We start from the raw sequence: 16,582 nt of genomic DNA on the forward strand, positions 1-16,582 counted from the left end.
CACAAATTTTGTGTTCGACATTGATCAAATGTGGGAGCGGGCTTGCTCGCGAAGGCGTTCTACCAGACGCCAACGTCCCCAGTGGCTTATCATTAGCCCCCTAACGACGCCCACCCAAGGTTCTCCCGGCATGCTGGCTATTTTCCTCGAAACCCTGAACATCACCGCGCCGGTGTTTGCCATGCTGTTTCTGGGGGCGCTGCTCAAGCGCATCGACTGGATCAACGACAATTTCATTCATACCGCGTCGGCCCTGGTGTTCAACGTCACCATGCCGGCGTTGCTGTTTCTGGGCATCTTGCATGCCGACCTGCACGCGGCGTTGCAACCGGCGTTGCTGATCTATTTCTCGGTCGCGACGCTGCTGTGTTTTGCGATTGCCTGGGGCTGGGCGATCTGGAAATGCCCGCGGGAAGACCGGGGCATTTACACCCAAGGCGCGTTTCGCGGTAACAACGGCGTTATCGGCCTGGCACTGGCGGCGAGCATGTACGGCGACTACGGGATTTCCCTCGGGGCGATTCTCGCGGCGCTGGTGATCCTTTTCTACAACACGCTTTCGACCATCGTGCTGGCGGTCTACAGCCCGGTGATCAAGTCTGACCCGTGGAGTATCTGCAAAAGCGTGATGGTCAACCCGTTGATCATCAGCGTGTTTGCGGCGGCGCCATTTGCCTATTTCGAAATCGGTTTGCCGGGGTGGCTGGAAAAGTCCGGCCAGTACCTGGCACAAACCACTTTGCCGTTGGCGTTGATCTGCATCGGTGGCACGTTGTCGCTGGCGGCGATGCGCAAAAGCGGCACGATGGCGCTGAGTTCAAGCCTGGTGAAGATGATCGGTCTGCCGGTGCTGGCGACGCTTGGTGCCTGGCTCTGGGGTTTTCGCGGGGCGGAGTTGGGGATTCTGTTTCTTTACTTCGGCAGCCCGACCGCTGCGGCCAGTTTCGTCATGGCTCGGCAGGCCAATGGCAATCATGAACTGGCGGCGGCGATCATCGTGATTACCACGCTGATGGCGGCGGTCACCACCAACGTCGGGATCTTTTTGTTGCAGTGGGGTGGGTGGATTTAGCTTCAGGATTTGTGGTGTTTTTTAGATCCATTCGCGAGCAAGCCCACTCCCACAGGGGAATGCATTCCAAATGTGGGAGCGGGCTTGCTCGCGAAGACGACTGAACAGCCACCAGAAATGTCAGCGACTTACTCAGGCTTCTGGTAGCTATCAATCACTTCCTGCGCCGCCCGAAACGCATCGATCGCCGCCGGCACGCCGGCATACACCGCGCAATGCAGCAGCGCCTCGCGAATTTCTTCCACGGTGCAGCCGTTGTTCAGCGCGCCGCGCACGTGACCTTTCAATTCTTGCGGGCACTTCAATGCGGTCAGCGCGGCGAGGGTGATCAGGCTGCGGGTTTTCAGTGGCAGACCTTCACGGTTCCACACACCGCCCCAAGCGTGTTCATTGACGAAGTCCTGCAGCGGCTGAGTGAACTCGGTGGCGTTGCCCAAGGCGCGGTCGACGAAGACGTCGCCCATCACTTGGCGGCGGACTTCAACCCCAGGCTTTTTATCAGTGCTCACGGCAATTCCCTCTTGTGGTGTTGGCGACGCCAGGCGCGCAGCGACGTGAACAGCAAAAACGCCCCCAGCGCCGGCAGGACGAAAAACAGCATCAGGTGTTCAAGCTTGCCGGCCAGTGGCATTCCAGTGGTGAACGACACCACGTGCAGCCCATAGGCCAGGTACAAACCCAAGAACAGCAGGCCTTCGGCGCGCGTCACCCGGTAGCCGGAATAGAACACCGGCAGGCACAGCACCGCGACACCGAGCATCACCGGCAGGTCGAAATCCAGGGCGTTGGGCGAGACCGACAGCGGCGACGGCGCGATCAATGCCGTGAGCCCGAGCACGCCCAAAAGGTTGAGCAGGTTGCTGCCGATCACGTTGCCCACCGCGATGTCCCGCTGACCGCGCAACGCGGCGATCAACGAAGTGGCCAGCTCCGGCAGGGAGGTGCTGACGGCGACGATGGTCAGGCCGATGATCCGCTCTGATAACCCCAGGTCGGTCGCGACCGCCACTGCGGCGCCGAGCAGCAAGTGCCCGGCGAACACCAGCATCGCCAGCCCGGCGACGATCATCAGCAAACTGCTGAACCATGGTGCCTGCGGTGCGTCATGAGCGCTCGATGACGGACGGGCCGAGTGCCGCGACTGGCGCAGCAGCAAGCCCAGATACAGCACCAGCGCGCCTAACAGAATAATGCCGTCTGTGCGGTTCAGTTCTTCATTCCAAGCCAGTACGAACACCAGCAGGCTGGCGCCGATCATCAGCGGAATATCCAGGCGCACCAATTGCCGCGAAACCCGCAGCGGAATAATCAGCGCCGAGAGCCCGAGGGTGACGAGGATGTTGAAGATGCTGCTGCCGATCACGCTGCCGACGGCGATGTCGGCGTTTTGCGCCAGGGTGGCTTGCAGGCTGACCGCCATCTGCGGTGCGCTGCTGCCGAGGGCCACGATGGTCAGGCCGATGATCAGCGGCCGCACATGCAGTCGCGCGGCCAGGCGCACAGCGGCGCGCACCATCAGTTCGGCACCGGCGATCAGTAAAAACAGACCGCTGAACAATTCAATCACGCTGATCAGGGGTAAATCGGCAAGTCCGAAAATAGTCAGCGCTCCGTCTATCAGTCGTCGAGGGCTTGCACGCGAACTTTCGCGGTGCCACTGCGCAGCATGCCCAACTGTTCGGCCGCTTCGCGTGACACGTCGATCAGGCGCCCACGAGAGTATGGCCCGCGGTCGTTGACGCGCACCACGCAGGACCTGTCATTATTCAGGTTGGTAATCTTCACTCGGGTGCCGAACGGCAACTGGCGATGGGCGGCGGTCAGGCCGTGCTGGTTGAAACGCTCGCCACTGGCGGTGCGTTTGCCATGGTGTTTGGCGCCGTAATACGAAGCTACGCCGGTCTTGTCGTAGCCGTGTGGCTCAACAATATCCGTGCTGGCGCAACCGGCCAGCAGAGAGAGCAGGGCGCAGGCACTGAGCAGACGCTTCATAAAAGGTATCCCGGAAACAAATGTGGGAGCGGGCTTGCTCGCGAATGCATTCTGACAGTCAACCTTGTGTTGAGTGCCGGACCGCGTTCGCGAGCAAGCCCGCTCCCACAAGGGAATGGAGCCAGGCTTAAGATCTGGCTCCATTCCGGTCAGCCTTCGAGCTTGCTTTTAAGCAGTTCGTTGACCTGTTGCGGGTTGGCCTTGCCTTTGGAGGCTTTCATGGCCTGGCCGACGAAGAAGCCGAACATCTTGCCGCGTTTGGCTTCGTCTGCCGCGCGGTATTGTTCGACCTGCTCGGCGTTGGCCGCGAGCATTTCGTCCAGCACCGCCGAGATTGCGCCGGTGTCGGTCACTTGCTTGAGGCCGCGCTTGTCGATGATCTCGTCTGCGCTGCCTTCGCCGTTGGCCATCGCTTCAAACACCACTTTGGCAATCTTGCCGGAGATGGTGTTGTCCTTGATGCGCAGCAGCATGCCGCCCAGTTGCTCGGCCGAGACCGGCGACTGGTCGATGTCCAGGCCTTGCTTGTTCAACAGGCTGCCCAGTTCAACCATCACCCAGTTGGCCGCCAGTTTGGCGTCGCCGCCGATGCTCGCAACTTTCTCGAAGTAATCGGCTTGCTCGCGGCTGGTGGCCAGGACGCTGGCGTCGTAGACCGACAGACCAAACTGTTCCTGGAAGCGCTCGCGTTTCTGCGGTGGCAGTTCCGGCAGGGTGGCGCGCACGTCGTTGAGGAACGAGTCTTCGATGACCACCGGCAGCAGGTCCGGGTCGGGGAAGTAACGGTAGTCGTTGGCTTCCTCTTTGCTGCGCATCGGACGGGTTTCGTCTTTGTTCGGATCGTACAGACGGGTCTGCTGGATCACCTTGCCGCCGTCTTCGATCAACTCGATCTGACGTTGGACTTCGGTATTGATCGCCTTCTCGATGAAGCGGAACGAGTTGACGTTCTTGATCTCGCAGCGGGTGCCGAATTCAGCCTGGCCTTTCGGACGGATCGACACGTTGCAGTCGCAACGCAGCGAGCCTTCGGCCATGTTGCCGTCGCAGATGCCCAGGTAACGCACCAGCGCGTGGACAGCCTTGACGTAAGCCACGGCTTCCTTGGCGCTGCGCATGTCCGGCTCGGAAACGATTTCCAGCAACGGCGTGCCGGCGCGGTTCAGGTCGATGCCGGTGGCACCGTTGAACTCTTCGTGCAGGCTTTTACCGGCGTCTTCTTCCAGGTGCGCGCGGGTAATGCCGACGCGTTTGACTGTGCCGTCTTCCAGAGCGATGTCCAGATGGCCCTTGCCGACGATCGGCAATTCCATCTGGCTGATCTGGTAGCCCTTGGGCAAGTCCGGGTAGAAATAGTTTTTACGGGCGAACACGTTGTGCTGACCGATCTCGGCATCGATGGCCAGGCCGAACATCACCGCCATGCGCACCGCTTCCTGGTTCAGCACCGGCAGTACGCCGGGCATGCCGAGGTCTACCAGGCTGGCCTGGGTGTTCGGCTCGGAACCGAAGGTGGTGGAACTACCGGAAAAGATTTTCGACCGGGTGGTGAGCTGGGTATGAATCTCCAGCCCGATCACGACTTCCCATTGCATGTGTTTCTCCTCAGAAGCCGGTTGGGGTGCGGGTGTGCCAGTCAGTGTTCTGCTGATACTGATGGGCAACGTTCAACAGGCGGCCTTCCTGGAAATACGGGGCGAGCAATTGCACGCCGACCGGCAGGCCATCGACAAAACCTGCAGGCATGGACAAGCCCGGCAGACCGGCGAGGTTGGCGGTGATGGTGTAGACGTCTTCCAGGTACGCAGCGACCGGGTCGCTGTTCTTGGCGCCGAGCTTCCAGGCCGGGTTCGGCGTGGTTGGGCCGAGGATGATGTCGACCTCATTAAAGGCAGCCATGAAGTCGTTCTTGATCAGACGACGAATCTTCTGCGCCTTCAAATAGTAGGCGTCGTAGTAACCGGCCGACAACGCGTAGGCGCCGACCATGATCCGGCGCTGCACTTCCGGGCCGAAACCTTCGCCACGGGAACGCTTGTACAGGTCTTCCAGATTTTTCGGGTCTTCGCAGCGATAGCCGAAACGCACGCCGTCGAAACGCGACAGGTTGGAAGACGCTTCCGCCGGGGCGATCACGTAATACGCAGGGATTGCGTGCTGCATGTTCGGCAGGCTGATTTCCTTGACCACGGCGCCGAGCTTTTTCAGCTCTTCTACGCTTGCCATGACCAGGTCGGCGATGCGCGGGTCGAGACCTGCGCTGAAGTACTCCTTCGGCACGCCGATGCGCAGGCCTTGCAGCGAACCGTTGAGGCCGGCGCTGTAATCAGGCACGGGTTCGTCGATGCTGGTGGAGTCCTGCGGGTCGAAACCGGCCATGCCTTGCAGCAGGATCGCGCAGTCTTCGGCGGTGCGGGCCAATGGGCCGCCCTGATCGAGGCTGGACGCGTAAGCGATCATGCCCCAGCGCGAAACGCGACCGTATGTCGGTTTCAGGCCGGTGAGGTTAGTCAGCGCGGCGGGTTGACGAATCGAACCTCCAGTGTCGGTGCCCGTCGCCGCTGGCAACAGACGAGCGGCAACCGCAGCAGCCGAACCGCCAGACGAGCCGCCCGGAACGTGTTCCAGGTTCCACGGGTTTTTCACCGCGCCGTAGTAGCTCGACTCGTTGGCCGACCCCATGGCGAATTCGTCCATGTTGGTCTTGCCCAAGGTCACGGCCCCGGCAGCAGCCAGTTTGGCGACCACGGTGGCGTCGTACGGTGCTTTGAAGTTGTCGAGCATCTTCGAGCCGCAGCTGGTGCGGATGCCTTGGGTGCAGAACAAGTCTTTGTGCGCGATCGGCGCGCCGAGCAGGGCGCCGCTCTCACCGTTGGCCCGACGAGCGTCAGCGGCTTTCGCCTGCTGGAGCGCCAGGTCTTCGGTGAGGCTGATGAAACTGTTGAGCTGCGGGTCGAGCTGGGCGATACGCGCCAGCAGGACTTTGGTCAGCTCTTCGGAAGAAAACTTTTTATCGGCGAGTCCGCGGGCGATCTCGGCCAGAGTCAATTGATGCATTGCAGGCTCTTTCCCTTTAGTCGATGACTTTCGGAACCAGATACAGGCCGTTTTCGACCGCTGGTGCGATGGACTGATAGGCCTCGCGATGATTGGTTTCGGTCACGACGTCTGCACGCAGACGCTGGCTCGCTTCCAATGGGTGGGCCAGCGGCTCGATACCGTCGGTATTGACCGCTTGCATTTCGTCGACCAGCCCGAGAATGCTGTTCAGGGCCGAAGTGATGTGTGGAAGATCGGCATCATTGAGGCCAAGGCAGGCCAAATGAGCGATTTTTTCCACGTCGGAGCGTTCAAGCGCCATGGGATTCTCCAGTGGAAAACAGAACGGACGGCGTCCGTGTGTTAGATTGTCGGAACACTACCGCATTTCTACGGTCTCAAGGCCGCGATTGTGGGGCTTGGTGCATAGAAAAGCGGCCAATTTAACATATTGGCGCCTTGCCCAAAATCCCTGTCGTTGTTAGAGTTTGCCGCACTTTTTTACCCACGCGTTGCCTAGGGTCCCTTTCCCATGTTCAAGAAACTGCGTGGCATGTTTTCCAGCGATCTTTCCATTGACCTGGGCACTGCCAACACCCTTATTTACGTGCGCGAGCGCGGTATCGTCCTGAATGAGCCCTCCGTTGTGGCTATTCGGACACACGGTAACCAGAAAAGTGTCGTTGCTGTCGGCACCGAGGCCAAGCGCATGCTCGGCCGTACGCCGGGCAACATAGCTGCCATTCGTCCGATGAAGGACGGTGTGATCGCCGACTTCAGCGTCTGCGAAAAAATGCTGCAGTACTTTATCAACAAGGTTCACGAAAACAGCTTTCTGCAGCCTAGCCCTCGTGTGCTGATCTGCGTTCCATGCAAATCGACCCAGGTTGAGCGTCGTGCCATCCGTGAATCGGCCCTTGGTGCCGGTGCCCGTGAAGTATTCCTGATCGAAGAGCCGATGGCTGCTGCGATCGGTGCTGGCCTGCCGGTAGAAGAAGCTCGCGGTTCGATGGTTGTCGATATCGGTGGCGGTACCACTGAAATCGCGCTGATCTCCCTCAACGGTGTGGTCTATGCCGAATCCGTACGGGTTGGCGGCGACCGCTTCGACGAAGCGATCATCACCTACGTGCGTCGCAACTACGGCAGCCTGATCGGCGAATCCACCGCCGAGCGCATCAAGCAGGAAATCGGTACGGCCTACCCGGGCGGCGAAGTTCGTGAAGTCGACGTTCGTGGCCGTAACCTGGCCGAAGGCGTTCCACGCGCATTCACCCTGAACTCCAATGAAGTGCTGGAAGCTCTGCAAGAGTCCCTGGCCACCATCGTTCAGGCCGTGAAAAGTGCTCTGGAGCAATCGCCTCCGGAGCTGGCGTCGGATATCGCCGAACGTGGTCTGGTACTGACCGGTGGTGGCGCCTTGCTGCGCGACCTCGACAAGTTGCTGGCCCAGGAAACCGGTCTGCCGGTGATCGTCGCCGAAGACCCGTTGACCTGCGTTGCTCGTGGCGGTGGCCGTGCATTGGAAATGATGGATAAACACACCATGGATCTGCTTTCCAGCGAATAAGTCGCCGGATCGCCTCTATGCTGTTGAGCGCGCAGGCAGCACTTTGCAGTGCTGCCTGTTGGCGTTTATCTTCTGTCAGTCTGCATCCAGGCCGGTTTGATGCCGTATGAATAAAGAGAACATTTGCCTGGGAGGAGCGGCTTATTAAACCGCTTTTCACCAAAGGCCCCTCACTGGGCGTGCGCTTGTTGGTGCTGGCCGTGCTATCGGTCGCGCTGATGGTGGTCGATGCCCGCTTCACACTGCTCAAGCCAGTGCGTAGCCAAATGTCGCTGGTGCTGATGCAGTCTTACTGGATCACCGACCTGCCGCAGCGGCTATGGCAAGGTGTGGCCAGCCAATTCGGCAGCCGGACCGAACTGGTCGCCGAAAACGAAAAACTCAAAACCGAAAACCTGCTGTTGCAGGGGCGCATGCAAAAGCTGGCCGCCCTCACCGAGCAGAACGTTCGGCTGCGCGAGTTGCTCAACTCTTCCGCGCTGGTCAACGAAAAGGTCGAAGTGGCCGAGTTGATCGGCATGGACCCCAACCCCTTTACCCATCGCATCATCATCAATAAAGGTGAGCGCGACGGTGTGGTCCTCGGTCAGCCAGTGCTCGATGCCCGCGGTCTGATGGGTCAGGTGGTGGAGTTGATGCCGTACACCTCCCGCGTACTGTTGCTGACTGACACCACCCACAGCATTCCGGTGCAGGTGAACCGTAACGGTCTGCGGGCGATTGCCAGCGGCACCGGGAACCCGGAACGCCTTGAGCTGCGTCATGTGGCCGATACCGCCGACATTAAAGAAGGCGATCTGCTGGTCAGCTCCGGCCTCGGCCAGCGTTTCCCGGCGGGTTACCCGGTGGCGACGGTCAAGGAAGTAATTCACGATTCCGGTCAGCCGTTCGCCATCGTCCGTGCGGTGCCGACCGCCGCGTTGAATCGCAGCCGTTATCTGCTGTTGGTGTTCAGTGACGGTCGCACAGCCGAGGAGCGCGCCAACGAAGCCGCCCAGGCTCAGGAAGCGCTGGACCAGCACGGCGGTGGGCCGATCATTCCAGCGACCGTGCCTAAACCGGCCGTGTCGGTGATACCGGCTACTGTCGCTGCTCCGGCTGTTCCGGCGGCGGCACCTGCTGTCGCGCCTGCTGTCGCGACCCCGGCAAAACCTGCCGCTGCCCATGCTGCCAGCAAGCCACCCGCGACGGCACCGGCCGCCGCCAAACCACCGACGGCCCAGCCCGCTGCCGTGAAGCCTGCTGCCAAACCGCCTGTCTCCGCGCCGGCTACCACTGGGGGAAGAGAATAATGGGCGGTGCAACTTCCTCCCGGAACGGCTGGATGGTCTGGCTGACCTTTGCCATTGGCATGCTGCTCAGCGTTTCGCCGTTGCCGCAATTCATGGAAATCCTGCGTCCTCTGTGGCTGGCCTTGCTGTTGGCCTTCTGGGCGTTGGCCCTGCCGCAGAAAGTCGGCATGGTGACCGCCTGGTGCCTGGGGCTGGCCGAAGACGTACTGTATGGCACGTTGTTGGGCCAGAACGCGTTGATCCTCACGCTCATTACCTTCCTGGTGCTATCGCTGCAACAGCGCCTGCGCATGTTCCCGATGTGGCAACAAAGCCTGGTGATCCTGGTGATCTTCGGCCTCGCCCAACTGGTTCAGTTGTGGCTGAGCGCCCTGACCGGCAATCGTCAGCCGACCTTGGCGCTGGTGTTGCCGGCACTGGTCAGCGCGTTGCTCTGGCCATGGATCAGCTACGGTTTGCGCGGGTTGCGTCGACGCTACAAAATCAATTAATTCGGTCAGGCATGTGCCCGCACCGGTGCCCTGTCTCGCCAAAAAGGAACAGTATTTGTGAGACAGGGCGCCAAGCAGGGAGATGTCTTGATGAAGCAGCTGTACCTCGCCTCAGGCTCGCCGCGTCGGCGTGAACTGCTCACGCAGATCGGCGTGTCGTTCTCCGTCATCAGCGCGGACATCGATGAAACCCCCTTACCTGAAGAATCCCCATCGGCCTATGTCGAGCGTCTGGCGCGCGGCAAGGCTGAAGCCGGGCACGGGACGATCGTGTCCGACGCGGATTTCTGCGTGCTGGGTGCCGACACCGCCGTGGTGCTGGACGGGAAAATTCTCGGCAAGCCGGTGGACGAAGCCGACGCATGCGCCATGCTTATGCTGTTGTCCGGGCGCGAACATGAAGTGCTGACGGCGATTGCTGTGCGCGATGGCTCGCGCTGCGAGTCTTTGGTGGTGCGCAGCCTGGTGCGTTTTCGCACCATCGACCGTGACGAAGCCGCGGCCTACTGGGCCAGCGGCGAACCTCGGGACAAGGCTGGCGGTTATGGGATTCAAGGACTGGGCGCGGTGTTCGTCGCCGGGCTCAACGGCAGTTATTCGGCGGTGGTCGGATTGCCGCTGTGCGAAACCTGCGAGCTACTCGGCCATTTCGGCATACCCTGTTGGCAAACCTTTAACGCGCGTTGAGCGTCGTACTGACAAGATGCGGCCATTATCGTGAACATGCCTGAACGAGACCCTGCCATGAGTGAAGAGATCCTGATCAACATCACGCCGATGGAATCACGCGTGGCGGTGGTCGAAAACGGTGTCCTGCAAGAGGTCCACGTCGAGCGCACGCAAAAGCGCGGGATCGTCGGCAACATCTATAAAGGCAAGGTCGTGCGGGTATTGCCGGGCATGCAGGCCGCCTTCGTCGATATCGGGCTGGACCGCGCAGCATTCATTCACGCCTCGGAGATTTCCCTGCGCGAAGGCCCTGCGGTGGAGAGCATCAGCGCGCTGGTTCATGAAGGTCAGAGCCTGGTGGTACAAGTCACCAAGGACCCGATCGGCTCCAAAGGCGCACGCCTGACGACGCAACTGTCGATTCCGTCGCGCTATCTGGTGTACATGCCGCGTACCGCCCACGTCGGCATTTCCTTGAAGATCGAGGACGAAGCCGAGCGCGAACGCCTCAAGCAAGTGGTCACTGACTGCGTGGCCAAAGAAGGTATCAAGGAAGCCGGCGGTTTTATTCTGCGTACCGCTGCCGAAGGCGCCGGGGCCGATGAAATCCTCATGGACATCCGCTACCTGCGCAGGCTCTGGGACCAGATCAACGAACAGATCAAGACCATCAGCGCGCCGAGCGTGATCTACGAAGACCTCGGCCTCGCGCTGCGCACCTTGCGTGACCTGGTGAGCCCGAAGATCGAGAAGATTCGCATCGACTCCCGGGAGACCTTCCAGAAAACCACGCAGTTCGTCGCCGAACTGATGCCGGAAATCGCTGACCGTCTGGAGCATTACCCTGGCGAACGGCCGATCTTTGACCTGTACGGCGTCGAAGACGAAATCCAGAAAGCCCTGGAACGCAAGGTGCCGCTCAAGTCCGGCGGCTATCTGGTGGTCGATCCGGCGGAAGCCATGAGCACCATCGACGTCAATACCGGCGCTTTTGTCGGTCATCGCAACCTCGAAGAAACCATCTTCAAGACCAACCTCGAAGCCGCCACCGCCATTGCCCGTCAGTTGCGCCTGCGTAACCTGGGCGGGATCATCATCATCGACTTCATCGACATGGAAGATGAAGAGCATCAGCGTCAGGTGTTGCGCACCCTCGAGAAGCAACTGGAACGCGATCACGCCAAGACCAACATCATCGGCATCACCGAGTTGGGCCTGGTGCAGATGACCCGCAAGCGCACCCGCGAAAGTCTTGAGCAAGTGCTGTGCGAACCGTGCAGCAGCTGCCAGGGGCGCGGCAAACTCAAAACCCCGGAAACCGTGTGCTACGAGATCTTCCGCGAAATCCTGCGTGAGGCCCGGGCCTATCAGGCCGAAGGCTATCGGGTGCTGGCGAATCAGAAAGTGGTCGACCGTTTACTCGACGAAGAGTCGGGCAACGTCGCCGAGCTCGAAGGCTTTATCGGGCGCACCATTCGGTTTCAGGTGGAAACCATGTACTCCCAGGAACAATACGACGTGGTGTTGCTCTGAATCGTTGTGTTTCACCTCCACTAGAACGGCTGGCCTCAGCTTTTTGCGGTATTTTTGCCATGGGAGCCAACTGACATGGAGCGTCTGACCCGCATTTTGGCCGCACTGACCCGCTGGGGTCTGGGCCTGTGTGCGTTGGGTTTAGTGCTGATGGCGCTGTTCGTCAGCCTCGGCCGAGAGCTGACGCCGCTGGTGGCCGAGTACCGTGCCGACGTCGAAGACAAAGCCAGCGATGCCTTGGGCATGCCCCTGCAGATCGGAAAGCTGGAAGGCAACTGGAGCGGCCTCGCCCCGGTTCTGCTGGCTCATGACGTGATGGTCGGGGTGGGTTCCAATGCCCTGCGCCTGGATCAGGTGCGCGCGGTGCCGGACCTCTGGGCCAGCCTGCTGGCGCGCGAAGTGCGCATCGCACACCTGGAACTCAACGGCCTGAAGATCAGCCTCAAGGAAGGTGAAGACGGTCATTGGGCGCTGGAAGGTTTGCCGGTGCAGCAGGACCAGCCGCTGAACCCGGAGCAACTGCTCAATCGCATGCAGATGGTCCAGCAGCTGTCGGTACTCGACAGCCAGATCACCTTGCAGCCATTGGGAGAGTCGCCGCTGACCCTGACGTACGTCGGCCTGAATCTGAAAACCGGTCCATCCCGCCAGCGGCTCGATGCCCGTTTGACCCTGCCCGACGGCCAGCCGGTGGCGATGAGCCTGCGCACCCGTTTGCGCGCTGCCCAATGGAAGGACGGCGAAGCGGACGCTTACCTGAGCCTGCCGCAGAGTGATTGGTCAAAATGGTTGCCCGAGCGCCTGACCCAGCAATGGAATTTTTCCGAGATAAAGGCCGGTGGCGAGTTCTGGATTAACTGGAGCAAGGGCGCCGTGCAACGCGCTGCGATTCGTTTGAACGCGCCGCAACTCAAGGGCGCCTATGCCGAGCGCAAGCCGATCCAGATCAATAATCTGGCGCTGAACGGGTATTTCCAGCGCAGTTCCACAGGCGTTCTGGTGACCCTGGATTCTCTGGCGATGAGCCTGGGCGACACCCGCTGGGAATCGAAACTGCAATTTCAACAAACTGCCGCGACAGACAAGGTGCCAGAGCTCTTGCACCTGCAAGCCGACCGTCTCGATCTCACACCGCTCACTCCGTTGCTAAACGCCTTGGGCCCACTGCCCGAAGGGATCGCCACGGCGGTCGAGCGGCTCAAGGTCACCGGGGTTTTGCGCAATGTGCTGATCGATTTTCGCCCAGCCGCTACCGATGACAGCAAATTCAACTTTGCCGCCAACCTGGATAATGTCGGCTTCGATGCTTATCGCGGTGCACCGGCGGTGCGAAATGTCAGCGGCAACATCAGCGGCGACCTCGGGCAGGGCGAGCTGCGCATGGACAGCAAGGATTTCTCCCTGCACCTGGACCCGATTTTCGCCAAGCCATGGCAGTACATTCAAGCCAACGCCCGGTTGACCTGGAAACTCGACAAAGAGGGTTTCACCCTGATCGCACCGTACCTGAAGGTACTGGGCGAGGAGGGCAAGATTGCCGGCGACTTCCTGATCCGCCTGCATTTCGATCACACCCAGGAAGACTACATGGACCTGCGGGTCGGCCTGGTCGACGGCGACGGTCGCTACACCGCCAAGTACCTGCCCACAGTTCTCAGTCCGGGGCTGGACGAATGGCTGCGCACCGCGATTCTCAAAGGCGCGGTGGATGAAGGCTTCTTCCAGTACCAGGGTTCGCTGAACCACGGCGCCGCCGAAACGGCTCGCAGCATCAGCCTGTTCTTCAAGGTCCACGATGCCGAGCTGGCGTTTCAGCCAGGCTGGCCGCATGTCAGCAAGGTCAGCGGCGATGTGTTCATCGAAGACAGCGGTGTGCGGATCCTCGCCAGCAAGGGCCAATTGCTCGACACCCAGGTCAGCGACGTCTACGTCAATATTCCCCGTGTACCTGCCGGGCAGAGCACTCATCTGTTCCTCGACGGCGCGTTCGCTGGCGGGTTGGGCGATGGCCTGAAGATTCTGCAGGAAGCGCCGATCGGCACCGCCGACACCTTCGCCGGTTGGGAAGGTGAGGGCGATCTGCAAGGCAAGCTCAAACTCGATATCCCGCTGGTCAAAGGCGAGCAGCCGAAAATCCTCGTCGACTTCAAGACCGCCAAGGCCCGTTTGAAGCTCAGTGAGCCCACTCTGGAACTGACACAACTCAAGGGCGATTTCCGTTTCGACAGCACCAAGGGGCTGAGCGGGCAAAAGATCACGGCGCGAGCGTTCGACAAGCCGGTGACCGCACAGATCTTCGCTGAAGGCAGCCCGGGCAAGCTCAACACTCGGGTCGCGGCGACGGGTGAGGTCGAGGTCAAGAAACTCACCGATTGGCTGAATGTCACTCAGCCATTGCCAGTGACGGGGATGATTCCTTATCAGTTGCAGCTGAACCTTGATGGCGCCGACAGCCAATTGATGGTCAGCTCCAACCTCAAAGGCGTGGCGGTGGATTTGCCGGCACCGTTCGGCATGGCGGCCGATGTCGGGCGCGATACCGTGTTCCGCATGACCCTGCAGGGACCGGAGCGGCGTTACTGGGCCACCTATGGTGAACTGGCGAGCTTCACGTTTGCGGCACCGACCGGCAATTTCGCCGACGGTCGCGGCGAGTTGTTTCTCGGTGGCGGCAGTGCTGTGTTGCCTGGCGCCAAAGGCTTGCGCGTGCGTGGTGTACTGTCCGAGCTGGATGTTGCTCCTTGGCAGGATTTGGTGAACAAGTATGCCGGTCAGGATCCAGGTGGCAGTGCCAAACAGTTGCTCAGTGGCGCGGATTTGAAGGTTGGAAAACTCACTGGTTTCGGCACCACCCTCGATCAGGCGTCGGTGCAGTTGACGCGTAAACCGACCGCGTGGGCCTTGCAGCTAGACAGCGAGCAGGCCAAGGGCAGCGTGGGAATTCCCGATGCGAAAGCCGCACCGATTGCGGTCAATCTGCAATACGTACGTTTGCCGGCACGAGACCCTACGGCGCTGGCTGACGAGAATTCGCCGGATCCGCTGGCCACGGTGGACCCGACGAAGATCCCGGCGCTGGATGTCACCATCAATCAGCTGTTCCAGGGGCCGGATCTGGTGGGCGCATGGCACCTGAAAGTTCGGCCGACCGCCAAGGGCGTCGCCTTCAATGCTCTTGATCTGGGCCTCAAGGGCATCCTCTTGCGGGGTAGCGGTGGCTGGGAAGGCGTGCCGGGTAATTCCAGCAGTTGGTACAAAGGCCGAGTCAGTGGCAGGAACCTTGCCGACGTGCTCAAGGGCTGGGGTTTTGCGCCGAGCGTCACCAGTGAAGAATTTCATATGGATGTCGATGGTCGTTGGCCTGGGTCACCCGCGTGGCTGGCCACCAAACGCTTCTCCGGCAGCCTTGATGCGTCCCTGAATAAAGGTCAGTTTGTTGAAGTCGAGGGCAGCGCTCAGGCGCTGCGGGTATTTGGCCTGCTCAACTTCAATTCCATCGGCCGACGCTTGCGCCTGGACTTTTCCGACCTGTTCGGCAAAGGCTTGAGCTATGACCGGGTCAAAGGCCTGCTGGTCGCCAGTAACGGGGTCTACGTGACCCGTGAACCGATTCTGCTGACCGGTCCGTCGAGCAATGTGGAGCTCAACGGCACACTGGACCTGGTGGGTGATCAGGTCGATGCCAAGTTGTTGGTGACTTTACCGGTGACCAACAACCTGCCGATTGCCGCGCTGATCGTCGGTGCACCGGCCGTCGGCGGGGCGCTGTTCCTGATCGATAAGCTGATCGGTGACCGCGTGGCGCGTTTTGCCAGCGTCAAATACACCGTCAAAGGCCCATGGAAAGAACCGAAAATCACCTTCGACAAGCCTTTTTGAATTCTTTTGAAAAAGCACTCTTTGGGCCTATGGAGTAGCATGTTTTCATGCGACGCCGCTTACCCCTGTAGGAGCTGCCGCAGGCTGCGATCTTTTGACTTTAAAAATCAAGGTCAAGAGATCGCAGCCTCGTTTCACTCCGCAGTTCCTACAGGTATGCGTAGATTTCACATAGGGAATAGGCCATGTCTGTAGCGGTGATTCAAATGGTCAGCCAGAGCGACGTGCTGGCCAATCTGGCCCAGGCCCGTCGTCTGCTTGAGCAGGCGGCGACCGGTGGCGCGCGGCTTGCCGTGCTGCCGGAAAACTTCGCTGCCATGGGCCGTCGTGACATTGCCGACATCGGCCGCGCCGAAGCCTTGGGCGAAGGCCCGATCCTGCCATGGTTGAAACAGACCGCCCGCGACCTCAAGTTATGGATAGTGGCCGGCACATTGCCGTTGCCGCCGGTGGATCAACCGACGGCCAAAGTGCATGCGTGCTCGTTGCTGGTCGATGACCAGGGCGAAACCGTTGCACGGTATGACAAGCTGCACCTGTTCGACGTAGACGTGGCGGACAATCGCGGGCGTTATCGCGAATCCGATGACTATGCTTATGGCAGTGGCGTGGTGGTTGCCGACACGCCCGTCGGTCGAGTCGGTCTGACCGTCTGTTACGACTTAAGATTTCCGGAGCTTTACAGTGAATTGCGTGCGGCCGGCGCGGAGTTGATTACCGCGCCATCGGCCTTTACCGCGGTGACCGGCGCGGCCCATTGGGACGTGCTGATTCGTGCGCGGGCCATCGAGACTCAGTGTTACATGCTCGCGGCCGCCCAGGGTGGGACGCATCCGGGGCCACGAGAAACCTTTGGTCACGCCGCCATCGTCGACCCATGGGGGCGTGTGCTGGCACAACAAGATCAGGGCGAGGCCGTGCTGCTGGCCCAACGCGACAGCAGCGAACAGGCGTCCATCAGGGCGCGGATGCCGGTGTCCACTCACCGGCGCTTTTTCTCGCAGGGCGCCCAGCGACCTGCATCAGAACGACGAATTTAAGGCGT

At 60.5% G+C, this 16,582-nt stretch carries 14 protein-coding genes; 8 read left to right on the top strand and 6 right to left on the bottom strand.

Annotated elements, in window-relative coordinates; genetic code table 11:
• Window positions 1–130: 130 nt before the first annotated feature.
• Window positions 131–1,072: an AEC family transporter gene (locus tag KVG95_RS19860; RefSeq protein WP_217857634.1), complete on the top strand. Its 942-nt coding sequence runs from the start codon at window positions 131–133 to the stop codon at window positions 1,070–1,072.
• A 128-nt stretch (window positions 1,073–1,200) separates the two neighbouring features.
• Here the strand turns inward: KVG95_RS19860 and KVG95_RS19865 are convergent, their stop codons facing one another.
• The 6 genes from KVG95_RS19865 to gatC all read right to left on the bottom strand — a co-directional run bounded on the left by KVG95_RS19865 (window position 1,201) and on the right by gatC (window position 6,425).
• Window positions 1,201–1,536 (bottom strand): carboxymuconolactone decarboxylase family protein, encoded by a 336-nt coding sequence (locus KVG95_RS19865; RefSeq protein WP_225923234.1) that lies wholly within the window; start codon window positions 1,534–1,536, stop codon window positions 1,201–1,203.
• Window positions 1,537–1,577: 41 nt separating this feature from the next.
• Complete coding sequence (locus tag KVG95_RS19870; protein WP_052965592.1) at window positions 1,578–2,639, bottom strand: calcium/sodium antiporter; 1,062 nt, start codon at window positions 2,637–2,639, stop codon at window positions 1,578–1,580.
• A gap of 50 nt (window positions 2,640–2,689) precedes the next feature.
• A complete protein-coding gene (locus KVG95_RS19875) occupies window positions 2,690–3,064 on the bottom strand; it encodes a septal ring lytic transglycosylase RlpA family protein (protein ID WP_217857636.1) in 375 nt (124 codons plus the stop codon).
• 149 nt (window positions 3,065–3,213) lie between these two features.
• Window positions 3,214–4,659: an Asp-tRNA(Asn)/Glu-tRNA(Gln) amidotransferase subunit GatB gene (gatB, locus tag KVG95_RS19880; RefSeq protein WP_217857637.1), complete on the bottom strand. Its 1,446-nt coding sequence runs from the start codon at window positions 4,657–4,659 to the stop codon at window positions 3,214–3,216.
• 10 nt (window positions 4,660–4,669) lie between these two features.
• Window positions 4,670–6,121, bottom strand: a complete 1,452-nt coding sequence (gene gatA / locus KVG95_RS19885) for an Asp-tRNA(Asn)/Glu-tRNA(Gln) amidotransferase subunit GatA (RefSeq protein ID WP_007901427.1) — start codon at window positions 6,119–6,121, stop codon at window positions 4,670–4,672.
• Between the two features lie 16 nt (window positions 6,122–6,137).
• Window positions 6,138–6,425, bottom strand: coding sequence for an Asp-tRNA(Asn)/Glu-tRNA(Gln) amidotransferase subunit GatC (gene gatC, locus KVG95_RS19890; protein WP_007901429.1), 288 nt, complete (start codon window positions 6,423–6,425; stop codon window positions 6,138–6,140).
• Between the two features lie 210 nt (window positions 6,426–6,635).
• On the opposite strand from gatC, the gene mreB reads away from it, so the two are divergent.
• The 7 genes from mreB to KVG95_RS19925 all read left to right on the top strand — a co-directional run bounded on the left by mreB (window position 6,636) and on the right by KVG95_RS19925 (window position 16,577).
• A complete protein-coding gene (gene mreB / locus KVG95_RS19895; RefSeq protein ID WP_002555108.1) occupies window positions 6,636–7,673 on the top strand; it encodes a rod shape-determining protein MreB in 1,038 nt (345 codons plus the stop codon).
• 143 nt (window positions 7,674–7,816) lie between these two features.
• A complete protein-coding gene (gene mreC, locus KVG95_RS19900; RefSeq protein ID WP_217857719.1) occupies window positions 7,817–8,965 on the top strand; it encodes a rod shape-determining protein MreC in 1,149 nt (382 codons plus the stop codon).
• The gene (gene mreD / locus KVG95_RS19905) at window positions 8,965–9,456 is read left to right on the top strand and encodes a rod shape-determining protein MreD (RefSeq protein WP_038978956.1); all 492 of its coding nucleotides are present in this window, start codon (window positions 8,965–8,967) and stop codon (window positions 9,454–9,456) included. The genes mreC and mreD overlap by 1 nt, the downstream gene beginning before the upstream one ends.
• A gap of 90 nt (window positions 9,457–9,546) precedes the next feature.
• Window positions 9,547–10,143 carry a Maf family protein gene (locus KVG95_RS19910; RefSeq protein WP_217857638.1) on the top strand — a complete coding sequence of 199 codons (597 nt, stop codon included), beginning with the start codon at window positions 9,547–9,549 and terminating at the stop codon, window positions 10,141–10,143.
• A 57-nt stretch (window positions 10,144–10,200) separates the two neighbouring features.
• A complete protein-coding gene (gene rng, locus KVG95_RS19915; protein ID WP_008008603.1) occupies window positions 10,201–11,658 on the top strand; it encodes a ribonuclease G in 1,458 nt (485 codons plus the stop codon).
• 75 nt (window positions 11,659–11,733) lie between these two features.
• Window positions 11,734–15,537, top strand: coding sequence for a YhdP family protein (locus tag KVG95_RS19920; RefSeq protein ID WP_217857639.1), 3,804 nt, complete (start codon window positions 11,734–11,736; stop codon window positions 15,535–15,537).
• A gap of 185 nt (window positions 15,538–15,722) precedes the next feature.
• Entirely contained in the window at window positions 15,723–16,577 is an 855-nt protein-coding gene (locus tag KVG95_RS19925; protein ID WP_123721266.1) for a carbon-nitrogen hydrolase family protein, read from the top strand.
• The last annotated feature ends 5 nt before the right edge of the window (window positions 16,578–16,582 follow it).

Source organism: Pseudomonas farris (genome assembly GCF_019145235.1).
GTDB classification, from domain to species: domain Bacteria; phylum Pseudomonadota; class Gammaproteobacteria; order Pseudomonadales; family Pseudomonadaceae; genus Aquipseudomonas; species Aquipseudomonas farris.

What these genes read in the sequence shown, in the direction of transcription:
- KVG95_RS19875 (WP_217857636.1), bottom strand. Translation starts at nt 3,064, where the DNA reads ATGAAGCGTCTGCTCAGTGCCTGCGCCCTGCTCTCTCTGCTGGCCGGT.
- mreB (WP_002555108.1), top strand. Translation starts at nt 6,636, where the DNA reads ATGTTCAAGAAACTGCGTGGCATGTTTTCCAGCGATCTTTCCATTGAC.
- mreD (WP_038978956.1), top strand. Translation starts at nt 8,965, where the DNA reads ATGGGCGGTGCAACTTCCTCCCGGAACGGCTGGATGGTCTGGCTGACC.
- KVG95_RS19920 (WP_217857639.1), top strand. Translation starts at nt 11,734, where the DNA reads ATGGAGCGTCTGACCCGCATTTTGGCCGCACTGACCCGCTGGGGTCTG.
- KVG95_RS19865 (WP_225923234.1), bottom strand. Translation starts at nt 1,536, where the DNA reads ATGGGCGACGTCTTCGTCGACCGCGCCTTGGGCAACGCCACCGAGTTC.
- KVG95_RS19860 (WP_217857634.1), top strand. Translation starts at nt 131, where the DNA reads ATGCTGGCTATTTTCCTCGAAACCCTGAACATCACCGCGCCGGTGTTT.
- KVG95_RS19925 (WP_123721266.1), top strand. Translation starts at nt 15,723, where the DNA reads ATGTCTGTAGCGGTGATTCAAATGGTCAGCCAGAGCGACGTGCTGGCC.
- KVG95_RS19910 (WP_217857638.1), top strand. Translation starts at nt 9,547, where the DNA reads ATGAAGCAGCTGTACCTCGCCTCAGGCTCGCCGCGTCGGCGTGAACTG.
- gatC (WP_007901429.1), bottom strand. Translation starts at nt 6,425, where the DNA reads ATGGCGCTTGAACGCTCCGACGTGGAAAAAATCGCTCATTTGGCCTGC.
- rng (WP_008008603.1), top strand. Translation starts at nt 10,201, where the DNA reads ATGAGTGAAGAGATCCTGATCAACATCACGCCGATGGAATCACGCGTG.
- gatB (WP_217857637.1), bottom strand. Translation starts at nt 4,659, where the DNA reads ATGCAATGGGAAGTCGTGATCGGGCTGGAGATTCATACCCAGCTCACC.
- gatA (WP_007901427.1), bottom strand. Translation starts at nt 6,121, where the DNA reads ATGCATCAATTGACTCTGGCCGAGATCGCCCGCGGACTCGCCGATAAA.